This is a genomic window from Stenotrophomonas sp. 3diitr2024 (genome assembly GCF_042136455.1).
Lineage (GTDB): Bacteria > Pseudomonadota > Gammaproteobacteria > Xanthomonadales > Xanthomonadaceae > Stenotrophomonas > Stenotrophomonas sepilia.
The window spans coordinates 13,362-37,137 of record NZ_JBHHMJ010000807.1 but is presented as its reverse complement, the minus strand read 5'-3'; the positions used below and the strand labels follow the sequence as shown (position 1 = coordinate 37,137).

Sequence of the window (23,776 nt, the reverse complement as noted above, 5' to 3'; positions counted from 1 at the left end):
GCGCGCCGCCGGATCGGCCCGGCGGCGCGGCAGGCGGGCTCAGCCCGGCCCGGTCAGCTGGTGGCCTGGGCCTGGGCGTTGGGACGCCAGGTGATCAGCTTGTTCTCGACCACGTCCAGCAGCGCGTCGATGACCAGCACGAAGGCGGCAAGGATGATGATGCCGGCAAACACACCGACGGCGTTGAAGTTGCCTTCTGCCTGCGCAATCAGGTAACCCAGGCCCGCCGAGGCGCCGAGGTACTCACCGATGATCGCGCCGACCACGGCGAAGCCCACCGAGGTGCGCAGCGAGGACAGGATCCAGCTGGCTGCTGCCGGGAAGTAGACATGGCGTAGCAGGTCGCTGCGGCTTGCGCCCAGGATGCGGGCATTGGCCAGCACCACCGGATTCACCTCGCGTACGCCCTGCATGGCATTGAAGAACGTGGTGAAGAACACCAGGGTGACCGCCAGCGCCACCTTCGACCACAGGCCCAGCCCCAGCCACAACACGAAAATCGGGGCCAGCACCACGCGCGGAATTGCGTTGAAGCCCTTGATGAAGGGATCGAGGATGCGCGCCGAGCGGCGGCTCAGGCCCAGCCAGACACCGCCGGCCACGCCGAGGCCGGTGCCGATGATGTAACCCAGCGCGGTTTCGGTCAGCGTGATGTAGACGTGCTGGTAGAACGAGGTATCGGACAGCCAGGTCCAGGCCTGCTGCACGATCGCCGTTGGCGATGGGAAGAAGAACGGATCGATCACGCCCAGCGCGATGCCGCCCTCCCAGCCGCCGAACACGGCCACAACCAGGGCCAGTTGGATGAACTTGTCAGTCTTGGCGTGCATAGCTCTTCTCCACTTCGCCGCGCAGGCAGGCCCATATGTCGCGGTACAGGTCGGTGAAACGGTCATCCAGCTTGATTTCGGCCACGTTCCGCGGCCGTTCCAGATCCACGTCGAAACTGCGCACGACACGGCTGGCCGGGCCGGAGGACAGCACCACTACGCGGTCGCCCAGGGCGATCGCTTCTTCCAGATCGTGGGTGATCAGGATCACCGAGCGCCGGTCCTCCTGCCACAGGCGCAGCAGCTCGTTCTGCATCAGGTGCCGGGTGTGGATGTCCAGCGCCGAGAACGGCTCATCCATCAGGATCACCTTCGGCTCGACGATCAACGCCTGCGCCATCTGCACGCGCTTGCGCTGGCCACCGGACAGCTGGTGGGGGTAGCGATGCTCGAAACCGGCCAGGCCGACCTTGGCCAGCCACGCGTTGGCCTTGGCCTTGCGTTCGGCTTCGGGCACGCCACGGAAACGCAGGCCGAGCTCAACGTTCTGGTATGCGGTCTTCCACGGCAGCAGCGCGTCCTGCTGGAACAGGTAGCCCACCGACTCCTGGACCCCGCTGACCGCACGGCCGTCGATGCTGACCTGGCCGGACGACGGCTTCAGCAGGCCCGCCACGGAATTGAGGATGGTGCTCTTGCCGCAGCCGGTTGGCCCAACGATGGCAAGGAACTCGCCATCACCTACCTGGATGTCGACATCACGAACGGCGGTGAATTCGCCGAAGGACATGGTCACCTTGTTGAGCGCGACCATGGTCTGTGCAGGCTCCAGCTGCGGTGCGCCATTGAGGTGGCGCACGGTGGCATTGAGGGCCATGGGGTTACCTCCGCTTACGGTTGGGCAGCCGGCGCCGCAGCGTTGGCACGCTCGACGAAAGCATTGGTGTAGGTGCGGGACAGATCGATGTTGGCCTTGGCCACGTCCGTATTGAACTCGCGCAGCACCTTCAACGGCGTTTCCAGATCAGCCGGCGTGAAATGACCGTCGCGGGTGAAGATCGCGCGGGCGTTCTCCACCGCGCGCGCATAGGTGGCGCGGTCGCCAGAAACGTAGCTGTCCGGCAGCGCCGCAACGATGTCTTCAGCACTGTTGTCGGCGATGAACTTCAACGCCATCTGCTCGGCGCGGGCAATCTTCTCGGCCGCTTCGGGGCGCTTGTCCAGGAAGCTCTGGTTGGCGTACATCACCGAGGTCGGGTACAGGCCGCCATAGACCTGGCGGGCGCCGTCATCGCTGCGCGCGTCGAGGAGGATCTTCCCGACCTTGCGCTCGGTGATCAGGGTGGCGGCCGGGTCGTAGTTGACCAGCAGGTCGATCTTGCCCTGCTCCAGCGCGGCTACCGCTGCGGCGCCCGAGCCGACGCCGATCAACGAGATGCTGTCAGCCGGAATATCGTGCTGGGCGAGGAAGTGACGGACGAAGAAATCCGACGATGAGCCCGGTGCGGTAATGCCGACCTTCTGGCCCTTGATGGTCTCCGGGCGGGCCGGATCGAAGGTGGCATCCTCGCGGCCGGCCATCACCAGGCCGGAGTTGCGCGAGAGCAGCACGAAGGCCACCACGTCCTTGCCCTTGGCCTGCATCTGGATGGTGTGGTCGTAGAAGCCGACGGCCACGTCGGTGGAATTGGCCACCAGCGCCTGCAATACCTTGGAGCCGCCCTGGGCGAAGTTCTCGGTCTTCACCTGCAGGCCGACGTCCTTGAAGTACCCCTTGGCGTCGGCGATGAAGAACGGCAGGTTGTTGAGGTTGTAGGAGCCGACGCTGATGCGTACCGGTGCATTGTCACCACCGCCGGCGGATGCGCCTTCGGTGCGCCCGCTGTTGCTGCATCCGGCCGCGGCCAGACCAGCCGCGCACAGCGCGGCCATCAAGAACTGCTTGTACATCATCCCTCCCAGGAGTGAAGCATCTACGTTGTAATGGCGGGCATGCGCACCTGCGCCGGCCCGTCCGGGTTCAGATCATGCCGCTGACGTCCATTGGCGGGCTTGGGTGGAACCGGCCACGGCAAGTGCTGGCGTGGTGGCAAACACGCGGCCCTCGAACAGGCGGCGTGCGGTGCGCACGACGCTGGCAACGACCGGCGCATCCTGCGAGCTGCGACTGAGGCCCACCTCCAGGGCCCCGCCCGGATGTTCGAGGGTAATGCTGCCGGGAACGGACAGGCATCCGACCAAAGTGTGGGCCAGCGTGCCCGGCGTAACGGCGGCGGTGGCCAGGCCAACCGCGCCGGTAATGGCCAGCGCGGTGTGGCATTGATGCGGCATGAAATAGCGCACCTGCAGATCGCCCCCATGTTGCGGCGCCGACAGCAGCACCGGCTTCGGAATGACCTTGTTGCCGGCGTCGGCGATGCCCATGCGGGCGCCTGCCTCGATGCGCAGCGCTTCCAGCCGGCGCATGAATACCGCGTCCGCGTTCAGTTCGGCGGGCGGGGCATCGCCGCGCACGCCCAGGTCTTCGGCACGTACCAGCATCATCGGCATCGCGCAGTCCACCAGGCTGACCGGCACGCCATCGATGGTCTCCTGCGCGTGCCCGCTGGGCAGCAGCTTGCCGGTGCGGGCACCTGCCGCATCAAGGAAGGAGAGCCTGACCGGCGAGGCCGAGCCCGGCGCGCCGGCAATGCGCGTATCACCGCGGTAGACCACATTGCCGCCCGGCGTTTCCACCGTGGCGATGATCAGCTTGCCGGTGTTGACGTTGTGGATGCGCACCTCGGTCTGCGGATCCTGCGCCTGCACCAGCCCACGTTCGATGGCATACGGGCCTACGGCCGCCAGCATGTTGCCGCAGTTCGGCGAGGTATCCACCACCTGCTGCTCTACCCGTACCTGGGCGAACAGGTAGTCGACATCGGCGTCCGGACGGCTGGAGCGGTCGATGATCGCCACCTTGCTGGTCAGCGCGTTGCCACCGCCGATGCCGTCGATCTGCAACGGATGGCCCGAGCCCATCACTTCCAGCAGCAGGCGATCGCGTTCAGCGATGTCCATCGGAAGGTCGCTGGCCAGGAAGAACGGGCCCTTGGAGGTACCGCCGCGCATGAGCACGCAGGGAATGCTGAGCAGATCGTTGGACATACGTGTGCTAGATTGATGCGTATAGGGGATGAATGACCCCTCTGTGATTCGATACTGGCATGACCCCAATTGATCTGTGAATTGCTGATTTTCGGATGATTGATACCCAATGAGCATCAATTGCGAAATCCTGGATCTGCGTGCGTTCCTGCTGGTCTCGGAGACCCGCAGCTTCCATCGCGCCGCGGAAATCCTGCACGTCTCCCAGCCAGCACTCAGCCGGCGGATCCAGAAGCTGGAGCAGGCCGTGGGTTCGCCACTGCTGGAGCGCACCACGCGCAGCGTCAGTACCACCGCTGTCGGCGAGAACCTGCTGCCGCTGGTACGCCGCATGCTGGAGGAATTCGATGGCTCGCTGTTCTCACTGCGCGGCCGGGAGGACACCCGCGGCGCCACCGTGACCATCGCGTGCCTGCCGACGGCGGCGTTCTACTTCCTGCCCAGCGTGATGGCGCGTTTCCACGAAGCGCACCCGAACGTGCGCTTCCGCATCCTGGATATCCCGGCGACGGAGGGTCTGCAGGCAGTGGAACGTGGCGAAGTCGAGTTCGGCATCAACTTCATGGGCGCCAACGATCCGAATCTCGATTTCGACGTGCTCGCTGAAGATCCATTCGTGCTGGCATGCCGCCGCGATCATCCTCTGGCACGCAAGCGCAAGGTGGAATGGGCCGACCTGGCCGAGCACCAGCTGATCACCGTGCATCGCACCAGCGGTAACCGCACGCTGCTGGATGGTGCGCTGGCGCGCGAGAACCTCAAGTTGAGCTGGCACTATGAAGTGACGCACCTGTCGACGTCACTGGGCATGGTCGAGGCGGGCATCGGCGTGTCGGTGCTGCCGAAGATGGCCACGCCGGACGGGGATCACCCCACCCTGGTGACACGCGCGATCGGCAATCCTGTGGTATCGCGCACGATCGGGATCGTCCGACGCCGGGGCGCCCTGCTCTCGCCCACGGCGGAGCGATTCCTGCAGATGCTGATGAGCCAGTGGCGCGGGGAGGCGTGAGCAACTGCGCGGTTCACGCGCCTATGCGTTCCGGCGCGCCAGACGCTGGCAGGGCCGCCCTTCATGACGAAGCCACGAAGATCGACGCAATACCCGCGAGCGATCCCACGGCCACCCACGAGAGCGTGGCGAATGCAACCAGCAACACCTTCCGGTGGACGACCTGCGCTTCGTTTCGGGACTCCGGCCGCCGCGCATAGGGCCTGGAGAAACCCAGCAGTTCGCCAGTGACTGTCAGCGCCCCCATCAGGATCAGCGCGGTTACGCAGAAGCCGAACATGGCGCCGATGAAGGCCAAATACCGGGTATCACCGATAGCCGGCTGCGTCCCGGCCAGCGCCTCCACAAGTTGCCCCGTCCACCGTGCGGGCAGCCAGGCCAGGGCGGCGACAATGCTGAAGTGACTGACCACGTTGATCCAGAACCAGGATGTGGTCTTCATGACGTCAGCGTTTCCGGTGGTGGCCAGTGGCGGGCATCGTGACGCCTGCGCCAGCGCCGCACAACCCTGCCTGGGGACGCGGGCCAGCGGCCGGCACGCCTCGGACAATCAGCCTGCGGTTTCCAGCCCCTTGCCCGCCGCATCCATCCGCAGCGAGCCCAGGTACCGGCAGTATTTGCCCACGAAGATGCCAGTGAACCCGCCCGTCAGCAGCAGGTAGGCGGCACTGAAGCCGGCATGGGCGGACAGCGACGGCGACGGCGACACCGCAAATGCGACTTCGAACCCGTACTTCACCAGGAAGGTGATCAGCAGCAGCGGCAGCAGGCTGAAATCCGCGCTGCGCCAGAGCTTGCCGGTGCTGCGGTCCAGCGTCAGCTTCAATCGACTCAGCAGCAGCCAGGCAAGCGTCGCGCCCGTGGCGATGCCGGCCAGCCATTCGCTCCAGGCGCTCAGCGACGCGCCGAAGCGATGACTGACCGACCACGCACCCCAGACGGCGAACAAGGCGGGTACGATCGCCAGCTTCTGCAGCGAGGTCTCGGCCGGCTTCATGGCGGCGATGCCACGGGTGACCAGGAAGGCCAGGAGCGGCCAGACCGAGATCGGCGTCTGCGAGGCGAGTTGCTGGAGCATGCTCATGAGCGGTTCCCTTGGTGAGTGGTGGCGAGGTTCCCTCGCCTTGGCGCTCACTATTCGCTTCCGCCCGGGTTGCAACCAGTGACAGCTGTCAGCCATCGGGGATGACCCGCTGGCGTGCTGCCCGGCCTCCGGCAGCTGTTGGGTAGATACGCCCGGTACGTCCTGCGCCGGCCCGCTTTCGGCCCGCGCTACCATTACCACGACGCCGCTGCGAGCCACGCGCATGTACCACGACCCTGTCCGACGCCGTCTGTGTGCGGCGCTGCTGGCCACCGGCTGCGGCCTGTCCGCATCATCGGCGCTGGCGAGCCGGGCGACGTTAGCGGGATGCCGTTCGCTGACCGCATTGCTGCAGGCCGAACGGCAGCCTGGCATGGCGGCGGTTCTGGTCGATCACGGGCGCATTGCCGCGCTGTCCACGACCGGGCGGCTCAGTGACAGCCGGACTGCACCGATTGATCGCCATACCGTGTTCGAACTGGGGTCGATCACCAAGCTGTTCACGGCCCTGCTGATATTCCGGCTCCAGCAGCGGCAGCTGCTCGACGTCACCGCGCCCATCGGCCTGTACGTGGAGGGGTTGCCTTCCGCTTGGGCATCCACTTCGCTGCTGCAGCTGCTGAGCCATACCTCAGGCATTCCCAACTATCTGAATGAAGACAACTTCCTGCGGTTGATGCCGACGAATCCAGGCCCCCGTGAACTGCTTGCAGAGGTGGCCGAGCGGCCGCTGGAGTTTGCGCCCGGTGCGCGGCACGCCTACTCCAATACGAACTACATCCTGCTCGGCCTGGCCATCGAGCATGCGACCGGCATGGATTACTGGCGCATCCTCCAGGAGGAGATCCTGTCGCCGCTGGGCATGCGTGATGCGGGGCCGCGTCGTGCAGGGGAGCGGCGCCGGATTGCCCAAGGGCATCTGTTCCAGGATGGCCGCTGGCGCGCACCGCCTCCCACTGCTCCGGGCTCGGCATGGGCCGCCGGCGGCCTGCTCGCGAGCATCGACGACATGGCGCGCTTTGCTGTGGCGCTGGACCAGCATCGACTGCTGCCCGAGGCGTCCCTGAAACGGATGTGGTGCGACACACTGCTCTCCAATGGCAGCAACGCGGGCTGGGGGGCCGGCTGGGAAGTTTCCGATGGCGGAAAGGTCGTCGGCCATGGCGGCGGAACCGCAGGCTTCACCGGGTATCTCCGGCACCGTCCCGCCGATCGAAGAACACTCGTCGTGCTGATCAATCGCGCCGGAGACATCAACCCGCAGGGTATTGCAGAGCGCCTCGACCTGGGCATGCGTCACTGCAATGGGAGGCTTTCCAGGCCTGCGCCCGCGCTGGAACATGCCGGCGCCCGGACAACGCGATTCCTGCAGTGATGCGGATCATCCGCTCTGGCTGATTGAAATGCGCCGCCGGTACTGCGCCATCCACTCCAGCGACGGCGCAACACCACCGAACGGGAAGAAATGCGGGCTGACCGGGCCATGGGCGTCCGTCAGCCCGTTCACCAGTCGATCGACGAACACCTCCGGCCCCGCCGTTCCCAGCAGCCGGCCGATCGAGATGCCATACCGGGCCAGCATCGATGCACTGGCACCTACGCCGCACATCGCGGCGTATCGCAGCAGCCGGGTGATGCTGGCCGGACCCGGCACACCGACCAGCACCGGAACCGCGATGCCACGCGTGCGCAGTGCATCCAGCCAGGCCAGCACGGTATCGGCATCGAAGGCGAACTGGGTGACGACCAAGGGGGCCATGCCACGTGCTTCGATGGCCTGGCATTTACCCTCCAGCGCCTGCCAGCGTTCTTCACTGCGCATTGCCGGATGCCCTTCCGGGTGCCCGCCGATAGCAACGACCTTGATGCCGGATTGCTCCAGAACACCGGTCTGAATGATCGAAGCACTGTCGGCAAACGGTCCGGCGGGCGTGGCCAGGTCGCCCGCGATCAGCAGGCAACGCGCGACCCCGGCTTCGCCGGCGGCACGCTGCAGGAAGCGTTCAAGCGCTGCGCGTGACCCGACGCGCCGCGCAGAGAGATGCGGCATCGGTTCGAATCCGAGCGCGCGCACCGTGTGCGCGGCGGCCAGGCGGGTGTCGTCATCCTCGCTGGCCAGGTAGGGAATGGAGATGACCGTACCGCGCGGGATCCGATCCGCCTCGGCGCACAGCGCGGGCATGGCCTTCGCGCTGACTTCCAGTGAAAAAGCGCTGATGAAGGCGTCCGCCCGCAGTGACAGGCCTGCCGGCATCAACGTGCTCCGCCCACATTGCCGGCAAGCGGCGAGCTGTTGCGGGCCAGTTCGATGAAGGCCTGCAGGTAGTCGATACCGGTATCGGCCTCGCGCGCGCCCAGGTAGATCTGCTTGGGGATGCCCTTGGCGCCCAGCCGTACGGGCACCACGTCCATGCGCGTGGCGTACTCCTCCACCAGCCAGCGCGGCATGGCAGCCACGCCGCGGCCGCTGGCCACCATCTGCATCATGATGTCGGTGGTTTCAATGGCCTTGTGGCGCCGCGGGGTGATGCCGGCCGGCAGCAGGAACTGGTTGTAGATGTCCAGGCGCTCGAACGGCACCGGGTAGCTGATCAGCACTTCCTGGCTGAGCTGGCGCGGCTTTACGTGGTCCACCTTGGCCAGGGCGTGGTTGCTGGCCACCACCAGCACCTGCTCGTAGTCGAACACAGGGATGAACTTCAGGCCCGGCTTCAGCAGTGGATCGGGCGTGACCAGCAGGTCGATCTCGTAGCCGAACAGCGCGCCGATGCCGCCGAACTGGAACTTCTGCTTGACGTCCACATCCACGTCCGGCCACGCGGCCAGGTACGGCGAGACGATCTTCAGCAGCCACTGGTAACAGGGGTGGCATTCCATGCCGATGCGCAGCGCGCCGCGCTCGCCCTGGGCAAACTGGCGCAGGCGCTCCTCGGCCAGGTCCAGCTGCGGCAGCACCCGGTTGGCGACTGCCAGCAGATATTGCCCGGCCTGGGTCAGCCGCAGGCTGCGGCCTTCGCGCAGCCAGACATCGGTACCCAGCTGCTGCTCCAGCTTCTTCATGCTGTGGCTGAGCGCCGACTGGGTCAGGTTGAGCACGCCGGCAGCAGCGGTGAGCGAGCCCTGCTGCTCGACCTGCTGCACGATGCTGAGGTGGATCCGCTCCAACATTAAGATGAATCTCACTCATGGATAAGTGAAGTAATACCATTATACGTCATGGAAAGGCATGACTAGGATCGGGTCATGCCTTCATCCCAACGCCCCCTCCGTATCGTCGCCGTTTCCGGTGGACTGCAGCGCCCCTCCCGGGCCGCCACCCTCGCCGAGCACCTGCTGGGCCTGATCGGCGAGAACATGCGCAGCGAACAGCAGCTGATCGAACTCGGCGAACTGGCGCCGCAGCTGGCCGGTGCGCTGTGGCGTTCGCAGCTCCCGGAGGTTGTCGAGCGCCAGCTGGTGGCCGTCGAACGGGCCGATGTCCTCGTGGTGAGCACGCCGGTCTATCGCGGCTCCTACACAGGGCTGTTCAAGCACTTCTTCGACTTCATCGACCAGGACGCGCTGGTCGATACCCCCATCCTGCTGGCCGCGACCGGCGGCAGTGACCGCCATGCATTGGTGATCGATCACCAGCTGCGGCCGCTGTTCAGCTTCTTCCAGGCCCGCACCCTGCCCCTGGGCGTGTATGCCACCGACCGCGATTTCGCCGAGGGGCGCGTACACAACGAAGCGCTGATCCAGCGCGCACGACTGGCGGTGCAGCGCGCAATGCCGCTGCTTGCGCTGTCCCATCGCCGCGCGCCACTCGCCGCCGCTGAGGCCATCGAAGCCCTTTGAATGCCAGATGCCGCCGACCTGCCTCTGGATGTCACCCCGCAAACGGAACGCCGCCCATGACGAACGACGCCTTCACCTTCAGCATCACGCGCATCCCCTTCAACGAGGACTACCAGCCGGCCGAAGGCACGCGCATCACCACCAACTTCGCCAACCTGGCGCGCGGCGCATCCCGGCAGGAGAACCTGCGCAACACGATCAGCATGATCAACAACCGCTTCAATGATCTGGCGCATTGGGACAACCCAAGCGCCAATCGCTACGCGGTCGAGCTGGACATCATCTCGGTGGAGATGCACATCGATGGCAACGCGGGCAGCGACCCCTTTCCCTTGATAGAAGTGCTGCGCCCGACCATTGTCGACACGCACACCGGCGCACGCACCGAAGGCATCGTCGGCAACAACTTCTCGTCCTATGTCCGTGACTACGACTTCAGCGTGGTGCTTCCGGCCAGCAACGAAGGCAAGGACACCTTCGGCCTTCCGGAGGGCTTTGGCGACCTGCATGGCAAGCTGTTCAAGCACTTCCTGGAGTCTGACGCCTACCGCGCCAACTTCAGCAAGGGACCGGTGATCTGCATCAGCGTTTCCAGCAGCAAGACCTACCACCGCACCGAGAACCACCATCCAATCCTGGGCGTGGAATACCGCCAGGGCGAGTCCTCCCCCACTGACCAGTATTTCGACAAGATGGGCCTGCAGGTGCGCTACTTCATGCCACCGGGCAGCGTCGCACCGCTGGCGTTCTACTTCCAGGGCGACCTGCTGGGCGATTACTCGAACCTGGAGCTGATCGGCACCATCAGCACGATGGAGGCCTTCCAGAAGATCTACCGCCCGGAGATCTACAACGCCAACTCCGTGGCCGGCAAGGTCTACCAGCCCAGCCTGAAGCACCAGGACTATTCGTCCACCCGCATCGTCTACGACCGCGAAGAGCGCAGCCAGCTGGCGGTCAAGCAGGGCAGGTTCACCGAAGAACACTTCATCAAGCCGTACCGCGCCGTGCTTGAGCAGTGGGCCGCCCGCTGATTCATCGATTTCCCATTCGCCCCCAGGACACACCACACGATGCCGACGAAGACGCTGCTCCCCACCTCCACCGCAGGCAGCCTGCCCAAACCCTCCTGGCTGGCAGAGCCCGAGAAGCTCTGGTCACCCTGGAAGCTGCAGGACGAAGGCCTGATCGAGGGCAAGCAGGACGCCCTGCGCCTGTCCCTGCAGGAACAGCAGCATGCCGGCATTGATATCGTCAGTGACGGCGAGCAGACCCGCCAGCACTTCGTCACCACCTTCATCGAGCATCTCAGCGGCGTCGACTTCGAGAAGCGCGAAACCGTGCGCATCCGCAACCGCTACGATGCCAGCGTGCCGACCGTGGTTGGCGCCGTGAGCCGCCCCAGGCCGGTATTCGTCGAGGATGCGAAGTTCCTGCGCCGCCAGACCACGCAGCCGATCAAGTGGGCGCTGCCCGGCCCGATGACGATGATCGACACGCTGTACGACGCGCACTACAAGAGCCGCGAAAAGCTGGCCTGGGAGTTCGCGAAGATACTCAACGAGGAAGCGAAGGAGCTGGAGGCCGCCGGCGTCGACATCATCCAGTTCGATGAGCCGGCCTTCAATGTGTTCTTCGACGAAGTGAATGATTGGGGCGTAGCCGCACTGGAGCGCGCGATCGAAGGGCTGAAGTGCGAGACGGCGGTACACATCTGCTACGGCTACGGCATCAAGGCCAACACCGACTGGAAGCAGACCCTGGGGTCGGAATGGCGCCAGTACGAGGAGTCGTTCCCGAAGCTGAAGGCCTCCAACCTCGACATCATCTCGCTGGAATGCCACAACTCCCACGTGCCGATCGACCTGATCGAGCTGGTGCGCGGCAAGAAAGTGATGGTGGGTGCCATCGACGTGGCCTCCAGCACGGTGGAGACCGCCGATGAAGTAGCCAGCACCCTGCGCAAGGCGCTGCAGTTCGTGGACGCCGACAAGCTCTACCCGAGCACCAACTGCGGCATGGCGCCGCTGGCGCGCGATGTGGCCAGGGGCAAGCTGCGCGCGCTCAGCGCGGGGGCGAGGATCGTGCGCGAGGAACTCTCGGCATAAGCCTGGCCGGGGAGGCATTGCCGTTCGAATGCCGGCTTGACGGAGCCTGCCCGGGTATCGACCAGGCTCCACCTCGCCCCTGCAGCTCCGGCCGGGTCTTCATCGCGGGCTGTCGCGGCGCCAGTGCCTGTTTGATCCGTACCACCTCACCCGCCCCGGCCTCAGCCAGGCGGCGGGCCTGCTGCCGTTGTTCCCGCGAAAGTGCGGGCGACGGCGCAGCGCTTGTTTCCGGCGCCACGTCCACCAGGCGTGCCACCGCCTCGCGCAGCCGCAGCTGTGGGCAGAGCCGCGCGGCACACCAGCGCTCGGCGTAGCGCCTGGCCTGCCGCACATTCGTGGCGGCCACCACCTTGGTCTGGGACATCTTGCGTGCGTCCAGGTACACCCGGAACCCGAGCACGGCATGCGGCACGATGTTGGCCACGGAACGCCCGTTCCACCACAGGTCCCAACGCTCGCCGCTCTGCACCCAGCCGGAGGGCCGGGTGACCGTCATGAACTCTGGAAGATCGAAGGGAGAACTCATGCCGGGAAGGATACGAGCGCCCGTCGCACCGGCTGAGATCCGCGCCGTGTGCTTGTTCTTGACCATGAATCGTTAAGGCGCGCTTCCTTCCGCTACGCCTGCTCCGCGCCGTCGCGCCAGGGGAACAAGAACTGAAGTTTCGCGTCACGCATCGATGATGCTTTCGATCCAATCGATGTAGCGGGACACGCGCACGTTGTAGACCACCTGCCCGTAGAAACCCGCCTCCAGCGCATGCTCGGGAACGGCGGTGATCCAGGAACCGAGGCCCACCAGCTGCCAGGTCCCATCTTTCCTGATCACCAGCGGGCCACCGCTATCGCCGTTGCCGAGCACGCCTTCAAGGGGAAGGCCCTGCGGAGGCGGATCGAAACGGTACCAGAGATAACGCGCGTTGCCGCCGGTGATCGCGTTGCAGGCCCGACGCAGGGTCGTACGATGTGACCCGCCGGGTACCAGTCCAGTCGCACCGTTGCCAGTGGCGCCCTTCCCTATCAGGGCGGCGACCTGCGTGACCTCATCGGCGCCACGGTAGAGTGCGACCGGCGGAATATCGCTCACCGGTGCGGCAAGTTTGATCAATGCAATGTCATCGGACGCCGCCAGAAACGCGTGGATTTTCGACGCACTCCCCGTTGCCATGGCTTCCTCGCCCAGCGCCTCGGGCATCCTGCGGTAGCCGGGATGCAGGAAGACACGCTCGACGCCGTAGCCCTTCCCATAGAGGGTAATGGTGGCGCCCATCCCCTCCATCGGTGCGGCATGCGCTGCGGTCAGCACCCAGCGCGGTGCGATCAGGACGCCGTGCCCCTCGCCTGGCATGTCCGCCAGTGCCGGGAACACCGATGCGTCGATCTGGTACCTGGCATCGTCAACATCATCGCGGATGACCACGGCACCGGCAGCGAACGGGAGCGTGGCCAATGCCAGGAGAATCCAGCGGTTCATGATGACCTTCATCCTCGTCTTCGATCAGACCAGCCTAGCCGAACAGATCCAGCATGGGGATGTCGTACGACCAGACCCTGGCACGGGTCGATGAAGCGGCAGAATCGGGCCATGAAACCCACGATGCTGCACGAGCCGCCCTGCGCATCAACACAGGAGCGGCCCGGGAGCGGTCAGGATCGGATCGGACCGACGTCGCTGATGCCGCTGCGATCGCAGAGCTCAAGAACCTTGCCTGGCTCCTTCACTTCGCCGCATGACACCCAGTTCGGACGCAGCCCCAGCACATGCTCGACGCGATCATGGAACAGCTTCAGATCGGCCGTGCCCTGGCGTCCGTCCAGCGGAAGATCGTGACGGAAGCTGCTGTGAATGGCCGGGACAGCAGGGTTGGCCCAGTACGAAGCCTGATCGTCGGCACGCGTCTGCAGCGCAAACCGGGCCCGCGTACCACCGGCCTCTTCAGAAAGCGCAACGGTGTACCAGCTGACCGCCGTCATGTTGACGTTGTAGAACGTCGTCATGGTGCCCTGGTAGCCCATGCGGCGTTCGACATACCCATAGGTGCGCTTCGCCGCGATACCGGGCGCGCCAGCATCGAATTCCATCTTTCCGGGCGCCAGCAGGTTCAAGACCTCGATTGAAGCAGCCCTGACCTGGTCGATCGATTTCCCGGGATAGAAGCGGGATGCCGCCACCGCCTGCTCGGGCGTTTCCTTCTTCGGAAGCATCCCGCACCCACTGATGGACAACGCCAGCGCCAGAACAACAATAACTCTCACAGAACTACATCCTTATATGTGGGCGAGAAGTGCCCAATCGAGCGGGCACCATGCCCACCACTGCGCATTAGCGACCATCGGCAGTACTTCTTGAGCCCTCCGACCGCCCTGCGAGGCGGTTCGTGGGGCGGTGGCGTGCATGGTTCTGCGCAACTGACCTGCGCCTGCATCCGGCCCCTTGGGATCGGTGAACGGCAGGCCCGACTGACTGCCGCTCCATGCATGCCCCATCCCCTGCACCACATAGTGCTGCACCAGCGTCCTGCCACCGTAGGCATAGGTATCGACCGTGTAGGCGCACCTGTCCGTGGCAGGAAGAAGCTGCGTGGACTGCATGACCCGGAGGCAGGCGCCGGGAGTCGTTGACGCCCGGGCGGCCACGGGCTTGGCACCAATGCGGGGAAATCAACGCCCCCTGCCCTCCTGCTCCGTCGGTTCCACCGCATACATCATCGCTACCGCCGATTCTCCCTCGCCTCCCGCTCCTACAGTGGATCCACCGCGCCCGCCCCGCGCTTGATGGAGGACTGAATCATGCCCCAGGTCTATGCTGCGCTCTGGAACGGAACCCATTACCTGATCACCCGCAAGCGGGTCATCAACAACTGGTGGGCGTCCAATTCGGTGATGGTGCTGACTGCAGAAGCACTGGACGCTGCCCTGACAGTTGCCGCATCACCCGCATTGCCGCGGGACGAGGACTGGCAGCCTGCGCTTGCGTTGCTCCAGAGTGCCCAGGTCGCTGCCACATCCGCCGGCTACGCAGAGACGACCCAAGGCCAGAGCATCCTGGTGAATCTCAGCAATGCCGTCCAGGCGATGCAGGCGTCACCGCCGAATCCGGACCAGGTTGGATCTGCTGTCACCCACCTCACCCGCAGATTGTTCCGTCAATCCACGCTGCCAGAGCGCATCAGGAACCTGGCAAACACGTTGCCGGTGTTCTCGCCGGATTCATGGGGGCCCGCGCTGCTGACGGCACAGAACCTGGCCCGGGACACCCGCGCATGGGCGGCGCAGGTTCCCATGGTTGTCGTCAACCAGGCTGGGCAATGGACGCTCCCTGGCGGCCGCAGGCATGACAACGAGACCGAGGAAGATGCTGCCCGCCGGGAGTTCATGGAGGAAACCGGCATCTCCCTCGACACCGTCAACTTCCCGCGGGATCTGCTCAAGCCTGATCGACACTATGCATTGGTCCGCTTCAGGACGGTTGCCCGGGATCTGCAGAACATCGCTGATGCAGTCTGCGCCAACGTGCGGGCAAGGCCCAGTATGATGCGCCCGACCGCCAGTGAGGTGACCGATTGGGAAATCGATCATGCACAGCTGGTGGCGGCCGCCGATCTTGGCAACTACCTGGGCGCACGCGCGGCGGTCACGCCACCCAGCACGCAGGATTTCGCCACCATGCTGCAGCAGATGTCCAGGCCCTACAGCCAGTCGATTGACTGGTACGCCGCGATGGCCGCATCACTGTCTTCCAGCTGAGAGGGCCCTTCGCCCCCCTGCCCGCCCCTGCACCCCAGCGAGGCCCACCATGAAAGAGAGCACGCCCGAACGCGAGGCCCGGCGCCACATCAGCAAGCAGCTCACCGCGCAGATCAACAACGCGCAGGTGTATCCCGACGTCCGCTCGGTCGTGGTGAAGGCCCTGGCCGACATCAAGGACCAGCTGCGCAGCCTGTCCAGCAAGGTACGGCGGGATTACAGCCTGAAACCCGGTGAGCCGTTGATGTTCTTCTACGTAAAGGGCGGCAATGCGCTGGACGCACTGCTTGAACGCCCGGCAGACCCGCCGCCGACGCTGTTCGATTTCGGCAGGTCCGACTGGGACACGCAGGTGGTGATCAACCCCTGGATCCCGATCCCGGCACAGGACGCCCTGCACGGCGGTGTTGAAGACATCGTGATCGACGTGATGCAGGGTGCCGGCCTCAACATCGCGCTGGAGATCAGCGTCTTCCCACCCAACCAGAATCCGCTGGCCGGCCAGGTGGTGGATCTTGCATCGGTGGACATCCATGTGCCGCCCGGCCAGCAGTGCCTGGTGACATGTGACAACCCGCAGACGTTCCGGAAGGTGTACGAACGTGACCGCGCGGGCCTGCATCTGTTCACCAGCGAGCCATTGAAGGGCATCGGCACGTCCGCGCCGGTAACAAGCCCGTCCGTGCTGCCCCCTCCGCAGCCACCGTTGCCGCAGCCCGTCCAGCCGCCGCCTGTCCCTCCGCCGCCACCCGGCATCATCCTCAACGACGGCATCAAACCGTTCGTGCTGTATCGCATGGGCTATACCTGGCACGCGCGATGGGTGAAGGATCCGAAGGCGCCTGCCGGCGATGACCCGGTGACGCCGCGGCCGATCCTGATGGAACTGATCGATGTCACCACGCCGCGCCGCGATACCGTGGAGGCCGTGACAGTGTGGTCGGACATCATCCGCAACCACCTGGTGATTGCCGAGGATGCCGGTTCTGAAGAGCGCTGGCGGCTGCCCCTGCCCAGCATGGAGTACCACCTGTGGGAAGGCCTGACCATGCTGTGCGAGATCGCTGCTTATCCCGGCTGGCCAGGCGCGGACAAACTGCAGAAACGTCGCCGCAACGTGCAGCGCATCCACGACTGGTACCGCGACCAGCAGGGCGACCTGGCGACGTTCGGCCGGGTGATCGATGGCATCTCGGCGGCGCCGGTGTTCGCCGATGACAGGGACTGCATGCAGCAGGTCGATGCCTGCATGCGTATGGTCAAGGCGCGCATGCAGGCGTCAGCCTCGGGATTCGATCACGGCGCGCTGTCGGGCACCCACGCGCAGCGTCTGGCGCACGGGCGGCAATGGGGCGTGCAACGGGTCGCAGCGCTGCTGCAACGCCTGGGTGCACCTGCCGCTTCGTGCGGCTGCAGCGACGATCTCGCCTTGATCGGGACACTGGCACAGAACCCGTACCTGGATGTCACCCAGGTGCCGATCTCCGGCGTCGACTGCGCGATGATCATCCGCACCGACCCTGCAACGCTGCGCAAGGCGACGGCGGCCAACTGCTTCCTTGCGCTTGCCCAGGATCTCGGCGCGCACATGACCATCGAGGATTCCCTGCACTCGACCTTACGTGCGACGGGTATCAGTTACGAGCGGACGCTGGTGATCTTCGATGCGCCGCATTCGCCGTCGGCGCGCGTGGCCAAGGCAATCCTGACGTTGACCACTGCAGGTCCGATCGATTGCCCATTCCACGACAGCCCCCATGGTTCCGGGCAGGCCATCGCACCGTTGCTGGACATGGACAACCAGCGCAAGGTGGCGGCCTCGATCATCCAGGGCTTCGTGCAACGGGCGAACCTATCCAGGCAGCACGAGATGATCCGAGTGTTGCTGCCGTAGGGGGAGTGAGCCGCGCCACTCTGCCCTGCACCTGGATCGCATCAATCGCGCAAACTCCGCCGCAGCACGGGTGCGGAGCAACTGATCCACCGGGAAACGCCTTCGCCCGGCATGGCGTCGAGCGAAGGCCGTGTGGCTTTGAATCAATGCAGCGGCACCTTCAGCACCGAAGGCGCGTTGGCCGGAGAGCTGAAGGTCACCGCACCCCCCAGCTGGCTGATGCCCGCATAGCGCAGGTCCACGGTATCGACCACCAGGGTCAGCCGGCTGCCGGTCGGAAGGTTCCAGCTGCTGGCTTCCAGGCGAAGATCGATGGTTCTCGGCTGGCCGGGCGTGGCACCGCGCAGGGTGTACGGCTTGTGGCTGATCAGCTGGCCGTTGCCCAGCATATCCTCGGCATACAGGTAGGCATACAGCGTGGTGCTGGCGCGCGTGGGCGTCACCGTCAACCGCACTTCCGGTGCGCCATCCAGGCGGCGTGCACTCCAGTAGATCGGGCCCTGCCAGACGCCTGCGGCGTTGCGGCCAACGAATGGTACATAGGCACCGGGCGGCAGGTTGAACATCTGCAGCGCGCCGGACGCCATCACCACGCCGGAGTTGGCGGCAGTCAGCAGGCCGCTGCCGATCCGGTAGTTCCAACCGGTGCCGCCACCGCTCTCGGCCAGCCCTCCGGTGGGCAGCAGAAGCCCGGTCGGCGCGGTCAGCCCGTAGCTTACGGCACCGGTAGAGGTGGCCTGCCAGTCCGGATAACGGCTCCAGCTGCCCTTCTGCGACTTCAACTGCACCGCCGGCTGGCGATCGATGCCATTGGCGACGCCCTTGAGGTAGTGGTCGAACCAGTCGCCCACCGTGGCATAGACCTCATTGGGAATGCCGAGCGCACCGAAGGCTTCGTTGAGGGCGTGGTCGCCATGGCGCAGCTGCAACTGCTTGGGTCCCTTCAGGCGGGTGAAGAAGTCGACCAGCTGGCCCGGCGGGAACAGGCTGTCGTTGAAGGCGTTGGCGAGGAATACCGCGGGTTGGTTGGCATTGATCTCATCAAGGCTGCTGGCCGGGCTGCGCTGTGCCGCCACCGGCAGCAGCGAGTCCACCGCCCCCTGGTAGTTGCCGACCAGCACATTGCCGTTGATGGTGGCCAGCTCCGCCCCGGGGCGGCCAGTGGCCAGGCCGGCTGCCACCAGCAGGGCAATACCTTGCGCGCTGGGCGTGTCATGGCTGTAGAGCGACGCCTGCAGGTCGGCCCAGCCGCTCAACGCGGCAACGGCCTTGATGCGCGGGTCGCGTGCCGCCGCCAGCAGGCTGGTGCCGGCCCCATAGGAGATGCCCGATACACCGATTCGTGAGGGGTCGGCACGGGTGTTGTCCAGCGCCCAGTCAATCAGTGCACTGACGTCCTCAACCGTGGCCGGCCCGGCGATGTCGATGCTGCCGCCCGACTCCCAGAAGCCGCGCGAGCTGTAGCTGATGACCACATAGCCGCGCTGCGCCAGCGACTGTGCCACGCCCACGTACTCCACGCTGGGCACTGCCCAGCTGCTGGGCATCACCAGCAGCGGATAGCGGCCACTGCCGGCCTCCTGGGGTTCGATGACGAAGGCCCCGAGGGGCGTGCCATCCCAGCTGGAGATGGTGCGATGGGTGGTCTTGACCGTGGCCGCCAGGGCCGTGGGCGCCAGCCCGGTCAGCAGGATCAACAGCAGCAGAACCTTGCGCATCGTTGTCTCTCCCCGTCGGTGGTGGTGCAACGGATCGGACCGTACCAGTGCGAATGGTGGCTGGCACCTTGCGACGCAACATGCCGCAAAGCGCGCCTTGCTATGCTTCGAGGCACTGCGGGCCCTCCGCAGTCTCCCATCAAAGCAAGGACGCCCCCGATGCACAGGATGCTCGTCGCAGGCACGCTCTCCAGCGTTGCCTGCCTGTTCGCCCCTTCAGTGTTGGCAGAAGATGCCCCCGAACCCGCCAACGACTGCGCGGAGATTGCGCGGCTGATGGCCAACGACGACTTTGCGGCACTCGACGCGATGGCCGCGCGTTTCCGCAAGGGCGAGCTCAACGCCGCCGGCCAATCCCGGCTCGGCCGTTTCTACATCTGCATGTCGCGTGCAATCGGCACGTCGCGGCAGGAGGTTCAAGCCTGGAACGACTGGTCTGCATGGGCGGCGCGCTGGGTTCAGTACGCGCCGAAGTCTGCGGCGGCCCACCTGATCACCGCACGGATTCCACTCAACCTGGCCTGGAGCTACCGCGGCAACGGATACGCCAACACCGTCAACGCCGACGACTGGGCACAGTTCCATGAGTACAACGCGGTTTCGCGGGCCTACCTGCAATCGCATGAGGATGTTGCCGGCGGCGACCCGTTCTGGCACGAGATGAACGTGCTGATCGCGCTGCGCGAAAGCGCGGATGACGACGAAATGCTGGCGCTCGTTGATCGCGCAGCGAAGGCCTTCCCCGACTACGAACCACTGCACCTCATTGCCATGGAGTACTTCACGCCGGCCTGGGGCGGCAGCGCGCAGAAGATGGAAGCCTTCGCGCGGCACTCGATGGCCAGCGCACCAAAGAAGAAGCGGGCCATGCGCTACGCACGGCTGTACTGGTCGGCCACCGAGTATTCGCCCGATCACTTCCGCGCGGCGAAGCCCGATTGGCCGCTGATGCGCCAGGGACTGGACGAAATCGCTCAGCAGTACCCGACCATCGACAACCTGGAATCGATCGTCCGCTATGCCTGCCTGGCACGCGACAGCGACGCACTGGTCCGCTGGAATCGTTTGTGGTTGAGCCGCAGCGGTTTCGACGAGGCGGCCATTGCGAGCTCGACCGAGCAAAGCAAGGCCGCATGCCTGGCGCCGGACGAAGAACAGGAAGCATTCCTGTAGCGCCCGCCGCCGCAGGCCCAGGCGCGCAGCTGGCAGGCCTGCCAGGCGCCTAGCACGCGCGCGTGTCATCCACGCGCCGCGTGATCTGACATATCACCAGTGCTTGCGCATGATCACAGCTTCGCCCTTTCGTCATTGACCACAAGGCGCCAGCTTGTGACGCTTATGACACCGCAGGGCTGATGGCCCAACAACGCGGCCAGGTTCCACCGCAATCCGCAGCATCCGTCTCCGCAGCATCTCCGCATGTCCTCGCCCCGGCCAGGTCGTGACGGGCCGCTGCGCCCTGAATCTTCTGCTGGAGAATCGAAATGCGCCTTGCAGGCTTTGTCTTTGCTTTCGTACTCAGTGCTTTTGCCGGTGCTGCACAGGCCCAGGTGGTCACCCTCAACAAGGGCGGCTTCGTGCTGACCTACGACTGCAGCATCCACAGCGCCACCCGCTACGAGTACACCCTTACCGCCGATACCGGTTCGGCCGCACGGCCGTCCAGCTTCTACAAGGACCCGGACCTGCCGGCCGGCTGCCTGGGCCAGACCAGCACCGCGTCCTACGCCAGCATCAGATCCGGCTATGACCGTGGCCATCTGGTCACGTCCAACCACATGGACTACGACGCGACCTACATCCGTCGCGCCAACTACATGACCAACATCGTGCCGCAGGTGTCCAGCTTCAACCAGGGCATCTGGGTGAAGGCCGAAAACGTGGCCGAGTGCTACCGCGACATCGCACCGGTGGACGTCTACGGTGGTGTGGTCTACGGCGACGCCGCCAACGATTACTTCCTGGCCAGCCATGGCATCCCGACCCCGGAGTTCTTCTGGAAGACGATCATCACCCGTGACCCGAACACCGGAACCGCCAAGGCGATCAGCTGGATCATTCCCAACGAGGCCAACCTGGGCAGCCTGGACAACTACCTGGTGACGATTGCCGATCTGGAGGAGCTGCTGGGCGCCAGCTATGTGGCGATCAACGCACCGGCCTCGCTGAAGAACATGCTGCCGGCCAGCACCTGGCCACAGCCTGCAGGGTGTGACCTGGGCTGATCGGCAGGCGGAGGAATCACGATGCCTGCACGCGCAGCCATCGTGACGCCAGCACTCTGGCAACCAGGAACTGCACTGCGGCGCCGACGACGGTGGCAACGACAAGCCCGCGCCCTGTCGTTGGCGCCCCGCCGGACAGCATTCGCATCAGGTAGGCCATGCTGGCCAGGATGATCAGCAGCGTCGTGGCAAGCAGGATCAGCGACGCCACCATCCTGCGCGCCGTCGATGCGGGTTCTGGCGACGGCGCGCTGGCCCACAGGCCGGCAAACGTAGCCAGTGCGCAAGACCCCAGCAGGACCAGGCTGGCAATCTGCAACTGCGCGGCGCCGTCGGCGACGGGCATGATGAACTCGCCTGGCGAGAATCCCGCAGGCAGCAGCAACACCAGGACGGGGAGCAGGCAGCTGCCGGCCAGCGTCACCGCGCCGGCGATGCCGGCACTGATGAGGCGATGGTGCCGGGCCTGGGATCGCACTCGGTTCAAGGGGTATTCCCGTGCAGGCGCTGGGTGAGGTGGCCCGGCAGTCTAGCGTTCCTGTGGCCAGCGTGCCCTGCCCGTCCCGCTATGGGAAAATGGCGGGCGCTTCGCCCTTTTGGCTGTTCCCGGAGTAGTAGATGTCCCGTTTCCCCTTCGATGCCGTGCTGTTCGACTGCGACGGCGTACTGGTCGATTCCGAGCCGCTGGTGGCCCGCGTGCTCTCGGAAATGCTGACCGCACGCGGCTGGCCGCTGACCCCGGCGCAGGCCGGCGAGGTCTTCCTGGGCCAATCCGTGGCCCATCTGGCCGGGCTGATCGCAGAGCGCACCGGCAAGCCGTTCACCGAGGAATGGCTGGAGGAGTTCCGCCAGCAGCGCAACCGGGCGCTGGAACGGGATCTGGAGCCGATCCGGGGGGCGCCCGAGGCCGTGCGTGCGATCGCCATAGCGACCGGTGGCCGCATTGCCTGCGCGTCCGGTGCCGACCTCATCAAGGTGAAACTGCAGCTGGGCAAGGTCGGCATCCTCGATGCCTTCGGCGACCACGTCTACAGCGGCCAGGACATGCCGAACACCAAGCCGCACCCGGACGTCTACCTGGCGGCCGCTGCCGCGCTGGGTGTGGATCCGAAGCGCTGCGCGGTCATTGAAGACACCGTGACCGGCGCGACCGCCGGCGTCGCGGCGGGTGCCACCGTGTTTGGCTTCAGCGAGGGCGGCCCGCACCACAGCACGCCGGAGGCCCTGCGCGCTGCGGGTGCGAAGGTGATCTTCCAGCGCATGGACCAGCTGCCGGCATTGCTGGCGGCCTACGCCGCCGACGCTGCCGCCTGAGGCGGCCTCAGCCTGCGGCGTCCAGTGCGGCGCTGCGGCGCTTCCCGGCGTAATGCAGCACGAACAGGTACAGGCCAGTGAACAGCTGCAGGAACAATGGCGGCAGCGGCGAATAGGTGATCCACGCTGCCGGCTCGCCCTGCCCCAGCCCGCGAGCGGCGAAATTGGCGATCACCGCCAGGGTGAAGACGATCGAGGTCCAGCGATGCACGGGCCGTGCCCAGCCACCCCGGCTCATTGACGGCGCCTCGCTTCGGAGCGGGCTTCGATCATCTTCCAGCCATTGCCGGACGGGTCACGGAATCCGGCATCGACGGCGCCGTAGCGTTCGACCGGCTCCTGGGTGAACTCGACGCCCCGTGCCAGCCATTGCGTATAGCGCACCCGACAGTCATCGACGGCCAGCACCAGCGGCGGCATTGCGCCTTTCGCCACCAGCTGCTGCAGTGCCTGCGCGGTGGCCGCATCGTGGGTGGGCGGGCCCGGAACGAACAGCCCCAGCTGGAATCCGTCCTGGCCGGGGCTGCGTACCGTCAGCCAACGGTAGCTGCCATTGCGCACATCGGTGTGCACTTCGAAACCGAGCATGCCGACGTAGAACGCGAGCGCTTCATCCTGGTCGCGTACGTACAGACCGACCGTGTTTACCGTATCCGACATGCAACACCTCCTCTCAAGTGCCTCTACCTTACGCCCCCACGGCCCGCACCCGCTTCTCCAAAACTGCGCCAGTGGCCGGGACGGTGAGCGTGAAGCAGTCAGGGGTTAGTGACCCGCGCGGGGAGGATGAATACGCAACTCGACGACGGTGGATAATCCGCTCGAATATTAAGTCGACTTAATGTGATGCGAATCACGCACGCGCATGAGGACGCATGCGATAACCGCGCCAGCCCGGTCCATCGACACCATCACGCCGC

General features: G+C 65.5%; 25 protein-coding genes and 1 pseudogene. 10 read left to right on the top strand and 16 right to left on the bottom strand.

Translation table 11 applies throughout. From position 1 onward, the window contains the following. Positions 1–53: 53 nt before the first annotated feature. The 4 genes from ABGA94_RS21650 to ABGA94_RS21635 form a co-directional block, all read right to left on the bottom strand. Positions 54–830: an ABC transporter permease gene (locus ABGA94_RS21650; protein ID WP_005409726.1), complete on the bottom strand. Its 777-nt coding sequence runs from the start codon at positions 828–830 to the stop codon at positions 54–56. Then, positions 814–1,647, bottom strand: coding sequence for an ABC transporter ATP-binding protein (locus ABGA94_RS21645; RefSeq protein ID WP_053496569.1), 834 nt, complete (start codon positions 1,645–1,647; stop codon positions 814–816). The genes ABGA94_RS21650 and ABGA94_RS21645 overlap by 17 nt, the downstream gene beginning before the upstream one ends. A gap of 14 nt (positions 1,648–1,661) precedes the next feature. Then, the gene (locus ABGA94_RS21640) at positions 1,662–2,720 is read right to left on the bottom strand and encodes an ABC transporter substrate-binding protein (RefSeq protein WP_329846849.1); all 1,059 of its coding nucleotides are present in this window, start codon (positions 2,718–2,720) and stop codon (positions 1,662–1,664) included. 75 nt (positions 2,721–2,795) lie between these two features. Further along, positions 2,796–3,917, bottom strand: a complete 1,122-nt coding sequence (locus ABGA94_RS21635) for a 4-oxalomesaconate tautomerase (protein WP_095377567.1) — start codon at positions 3,915–3,917, stop codon at positions 2,796–2,798. 109 nt (positions 3,918–4,026) lie between these two features. On the opposite strand from ABGA94_RS21635, the gene ABGA94_RS21630 reads away from it, so the two are divergent. Beyond that, positions 4,027–4,929 (top strand): LysR family transcriptional regulator, encoded by a 903-nt coding sequence (locus ABGA94_RS21630; protein ID WP_010485668.1) that lies wholly within the window; start codon positions 4,027–4,029, stop codon positions 4,927–4,929. 61 nt (positions 4,930–4,990) lie between these two features. Here the strand turns inward: ABGA94_RS21630 and ABGA94_RS21625 are convergent, their stop codons facing one another. Both ABGA94_RS21625 and ABGA94_RS21620 read right to left on the bottom strand, forming a co-directional pair. Next, on the bottom strand, positions 4,991–5,371 hold the full coding sequence (locus ABGA94_RS21625) for a hypothetical protein (protein WP_095377566.1): 381 nt from the start codon (positions 5,369–5,371) through the stop codon (positions 4,991–4,993). Between the two features lie 108 nt (positions 5,372–5,479). Further along, entirely contained in the window at positions 5,480–6,013 is a 534-nt protein-coding gene (locus ABGA94_RS21620) for a DUF6622 family protein (protein WP_375368071.1), read from the bottom strand. Between the two features lie 223 nt (positions 6,014–6,236). Here ABGA94_RS21620 and ABGA94_RS21615 point away from each other — a divergent pair, with 223 nt between their 5' ends. Further along, positions 6,237–7,388: a serine hydrolase domain-containing protein gene (locus ABGA94_RS21615; RefSeq protein WP_375368070.1), complete on the top strand. Its 1,152-nt coding sequence runs from the start codon at positions 6,237–6,239 to the stop codon at positions 7,386–7,388. A gap of 6 nt (positions 7,389–7,394) precedes the next feature. Here ABGA94_RS21615 and ABGA94_RS21610 read toward each other — a convergent pair whose 3' ends face one another. Together ABGA94_RS21610 and ABGA94_RS21605 are read right to left on the bottom strand one after the other, a co-directional pair. Next, entirely contained in the window at positions 7,395–8,267 is an 873-nt protein-coding gene (locus ABGA94_RS21610; protein ID WP_134955795.1) for a methylenetetrahydrofolate reductase, read from the bottom strand. Beyond that, positions 8,267–9,181, bottom strand: coding sequence for a LysR family transcriptional regulator (locus tag ABGA94_RS21605; RefSeq protein WP_005416621.1), 915 nt, complete (start codon positions 9,179–9,181; stop codon positions 8,267–8,269). The genes ABGA94_RS21610 and ABGA94_RS21605 overlap by 1 nt, the downstream gene beginning before the upstream one ends. 75 nt (positions 9,182–9,256) lie before the next feature. Between ABGA94_RS21605 and msuE the strand changes: the two genes are divergently transcribed. Genes msuE through ABGA94_RS21590 form a run of 3 tightly spaced genes read left to right on the top strand, consistent with a single transcriptional unit; the run spans position 9,257 to position 11,958 of the window. Beyond that, on the top strand, positions 9,257–9,850 hold the full coding sequence (gene msuE / locus ABGA94_RS21600; RefSeq protein WP_069138487.1) for an FMN reductase: 594 nt from the start codon (positions 9,257–9,259) through the stop codon (positions 9,848–9,850). A gap of 56 nt (positions 9,851–9,906) precedes the next feature. Beyond that, the gene (locus ABGA94_RS21595; RefSeq protein WP_375368069.1) at positions 9,907–10,884 is read left to right on the top strand and encodes a DUF1852 domain-containing protein; all 978 of its coding nucleotides are present in this window, start codon (positions 9,907–9,909) and stop codon (positions 10,882–10,884) included. A 39-nt stretch (positions 10,885–10,923) separates the two neighbouring features. Beyond that, positions 10,924–11,958 carry a methionine synthase gene (locus ABGA94_RS21590; RefSeq protein ID WP_065177783.1) on the top strand — a complete coding sequence of 345 codons (1,035 nt, stop codon included), beginning with the start codon at positions 10,924–10,926 and terminating at the stop codon, positions 11,956–11,958. Here ABGA94_RS21590 and ABGA94_RS21585 read toward each other — a convergent pair. From ABGA94_RS21585 to ABGA94_RS21570, 4 genes and pseudogenes are all read right to left on the bottom strand, one after another. Continuing rightward, positions 11,915–12,550 (bottom strand): hypothetical protein, encoded by a 636-nt coding sequence (locus ABGA94_RS21585; RefSeq protein ID WP_069138485.1) that lies wholly within the window; start codon positions 12,548–12,550, stop codon positions 11,915–11,917. The two genes, ABGA94_RS21590 and ABGA94_RS21585, sit on opposite strands and share 44 nt — an antisense overlap. Before the next feature lie 78 nt (positions 12,551–12,628). Continuing rightward, positions 12,629–13,432 (bottom strand): trypsin-like serine protease, encoded by an 804-nt coding sequence (locus tag ABGA94_RS21580; RefSeq protein WP_375368072.1) that lies wholly within the window; start codon positions 13,430–13,432, stop codon positions 12,629–12,631. 173 nt (positions 13,433–13,605) lie between these two features. After that, positions 13,606–14,214, bottom strand: coding sequence for a hypothetical protein (locus tag ABGA94_RS21575; RefSeq protein ID WP_138951294.1), 609 nt, complete (start codon positions 14,212–14,214; stop codon positions 13,606–13,608). A 165-nt stretch (positions 14,215–14,379) separates the two neighbouring features. Continuing rightward, positions 14,380–14,511: pseudogene (locus tag ABGA94_RS21570) on the bottom strand (PHB depolymerase esterase); the annotation flags it as partial. Between the two features lie 237 nt (positions 14,512–14,748). Here ABGA94_RS21570 and ABGA94_RS21565 point away from each other — a divergent pair. Beyond that, positions 14,749–15,705 (top strand): NUDIX hydrolase, encoded by a 957-nt coding sequence (locus ABGA94_RS21565; RefSeq protein ID WP_205529641.1) that lies wholly within the window; start codon positions 14,749–14,751, stop codon positions 15,703–15,705. A 49-nt stretch (positions 15,706–15,754) separates the two neighbouring features. Then, a complete protein-coding gene (locus ABGA94_RS21560) occupies positions 15,755–17,599 on the top strand; it encodes a hypothetical protein (protein WP_111128102.1) in 1,845 nt (614 codons plus the stop codon). A gap of 143 nt (positions 17,600–17,742) precedes the next feature. On the opposite strand, the gene ABGA94_RS21555 is transcribed toward ABGA94_RS21560, so the two are convergent. Further along, positions 17,743–19,317, bottom strand: coding sequence for a CocE/NonD family hydrolase (locus ABGA94_RS21555; protein ID WP_197598984.1), 1,575 nt, complete (start codon positions 19,315–19,317; stop codon positions 17,743–17,745). 102 nt (positions 19,318–19,419) lie between these two features. Here ABGA94_RS21555 and ABGA94_RS21550 point away from each other — a divergent pair, with 102 nt between their 5' ends. Both ABGA94_RS21550 and ABGA94_RS21545 read left to right on the top strand, forming a co-directional pair. Further along, positions 19,420–20,490 (top strand): hypothetical protein, encoded by a 1,071-nt coding sequence (locus tag ABGA94_RS21550; protein ID WP_375368068.1) that lies wholly within the window; start codon positions 19,420–19,422, stop codon positions 20,488–20,490. Positions 20,491–20,801: 311 nt separating this feature from the next. Then, positions 20,802–21,542 (top strand): DNA/RNA non-specific endonuclease, encoded by a 741-nt coding sequence (locus tag ABGA94_RS21545; protein ID WP_005416632.1) that lies wholly within the window; start codon positions 20,802–20,804, stop codon positions 21,540–21,542. A 16-nt stretch (positions 21,543–21,558) separates the two neighbouring features. Here ABGA94_RS21545 and ABGA94_RS21540 read toward each other — a convergent pair whose 3' ends face one another. Continuing rightward, a complete protein-coding gene (locus ABGA94_RS21540) occupies positions 21,559–21,966 on the bottom strand; it encodes a hypothetical protein (protein ID WP_375368067.1) in 408 nt (135 codons plus the stop codon). Positions 21,967–22,160: 194 nt separating this feature from the next. Here ABGA94_RS21540 and ABGA94_RS21535 point away from each other — a divergent pair, with 194 nt between their 5' ends. After that, positions 22,161–22,856, top strand: a complete 696-nt coding sequence (locus ABGA94_RS21535) for an HAD family hydrolase (protein ID WP_375368066.1) — start codon at positions 22,161–22,163, stop codon at positions 22,854–22,856. 7 nt (positions 22,857–22,863) lie between these two features. On the opposite strand, the gene ABGA94_RS21530 is transcribed toward ABGA94_RS21535, so the two are convergent. Together ABGA94_RS21530 and ABGA94_RS21525 are read right to left on the bottom strand one after the other, a co-directional pair. Beyond that, a complete protein-coding gene (locus tag ABGA94_RS21530; RefSeq protein WP_111128109.1) occupies positions 22,864–23,094 on the bottom strand; it encodes a hypothetical protein in 231 nt (76 codons plus the stop codon). Then, the gene (locus ABGA94_RS21525; protein ID WP_375368065.1) at positions 23,091–23,516 is read right to left on the bottom strand and encodes a VOC family protein; all 426 of its coding nucleotides are present in this window, start codon (positions 23,514–23,516) and stop codon (positions 23,091–23,093) included. Before ABGA94_RS21525 ends, ABGA94_RS21530 begins: the two co-directional genes overlap by 4 nt. Between the last annotated feature and the right edge of the window lie 260 nt (positions 23,517–23,776).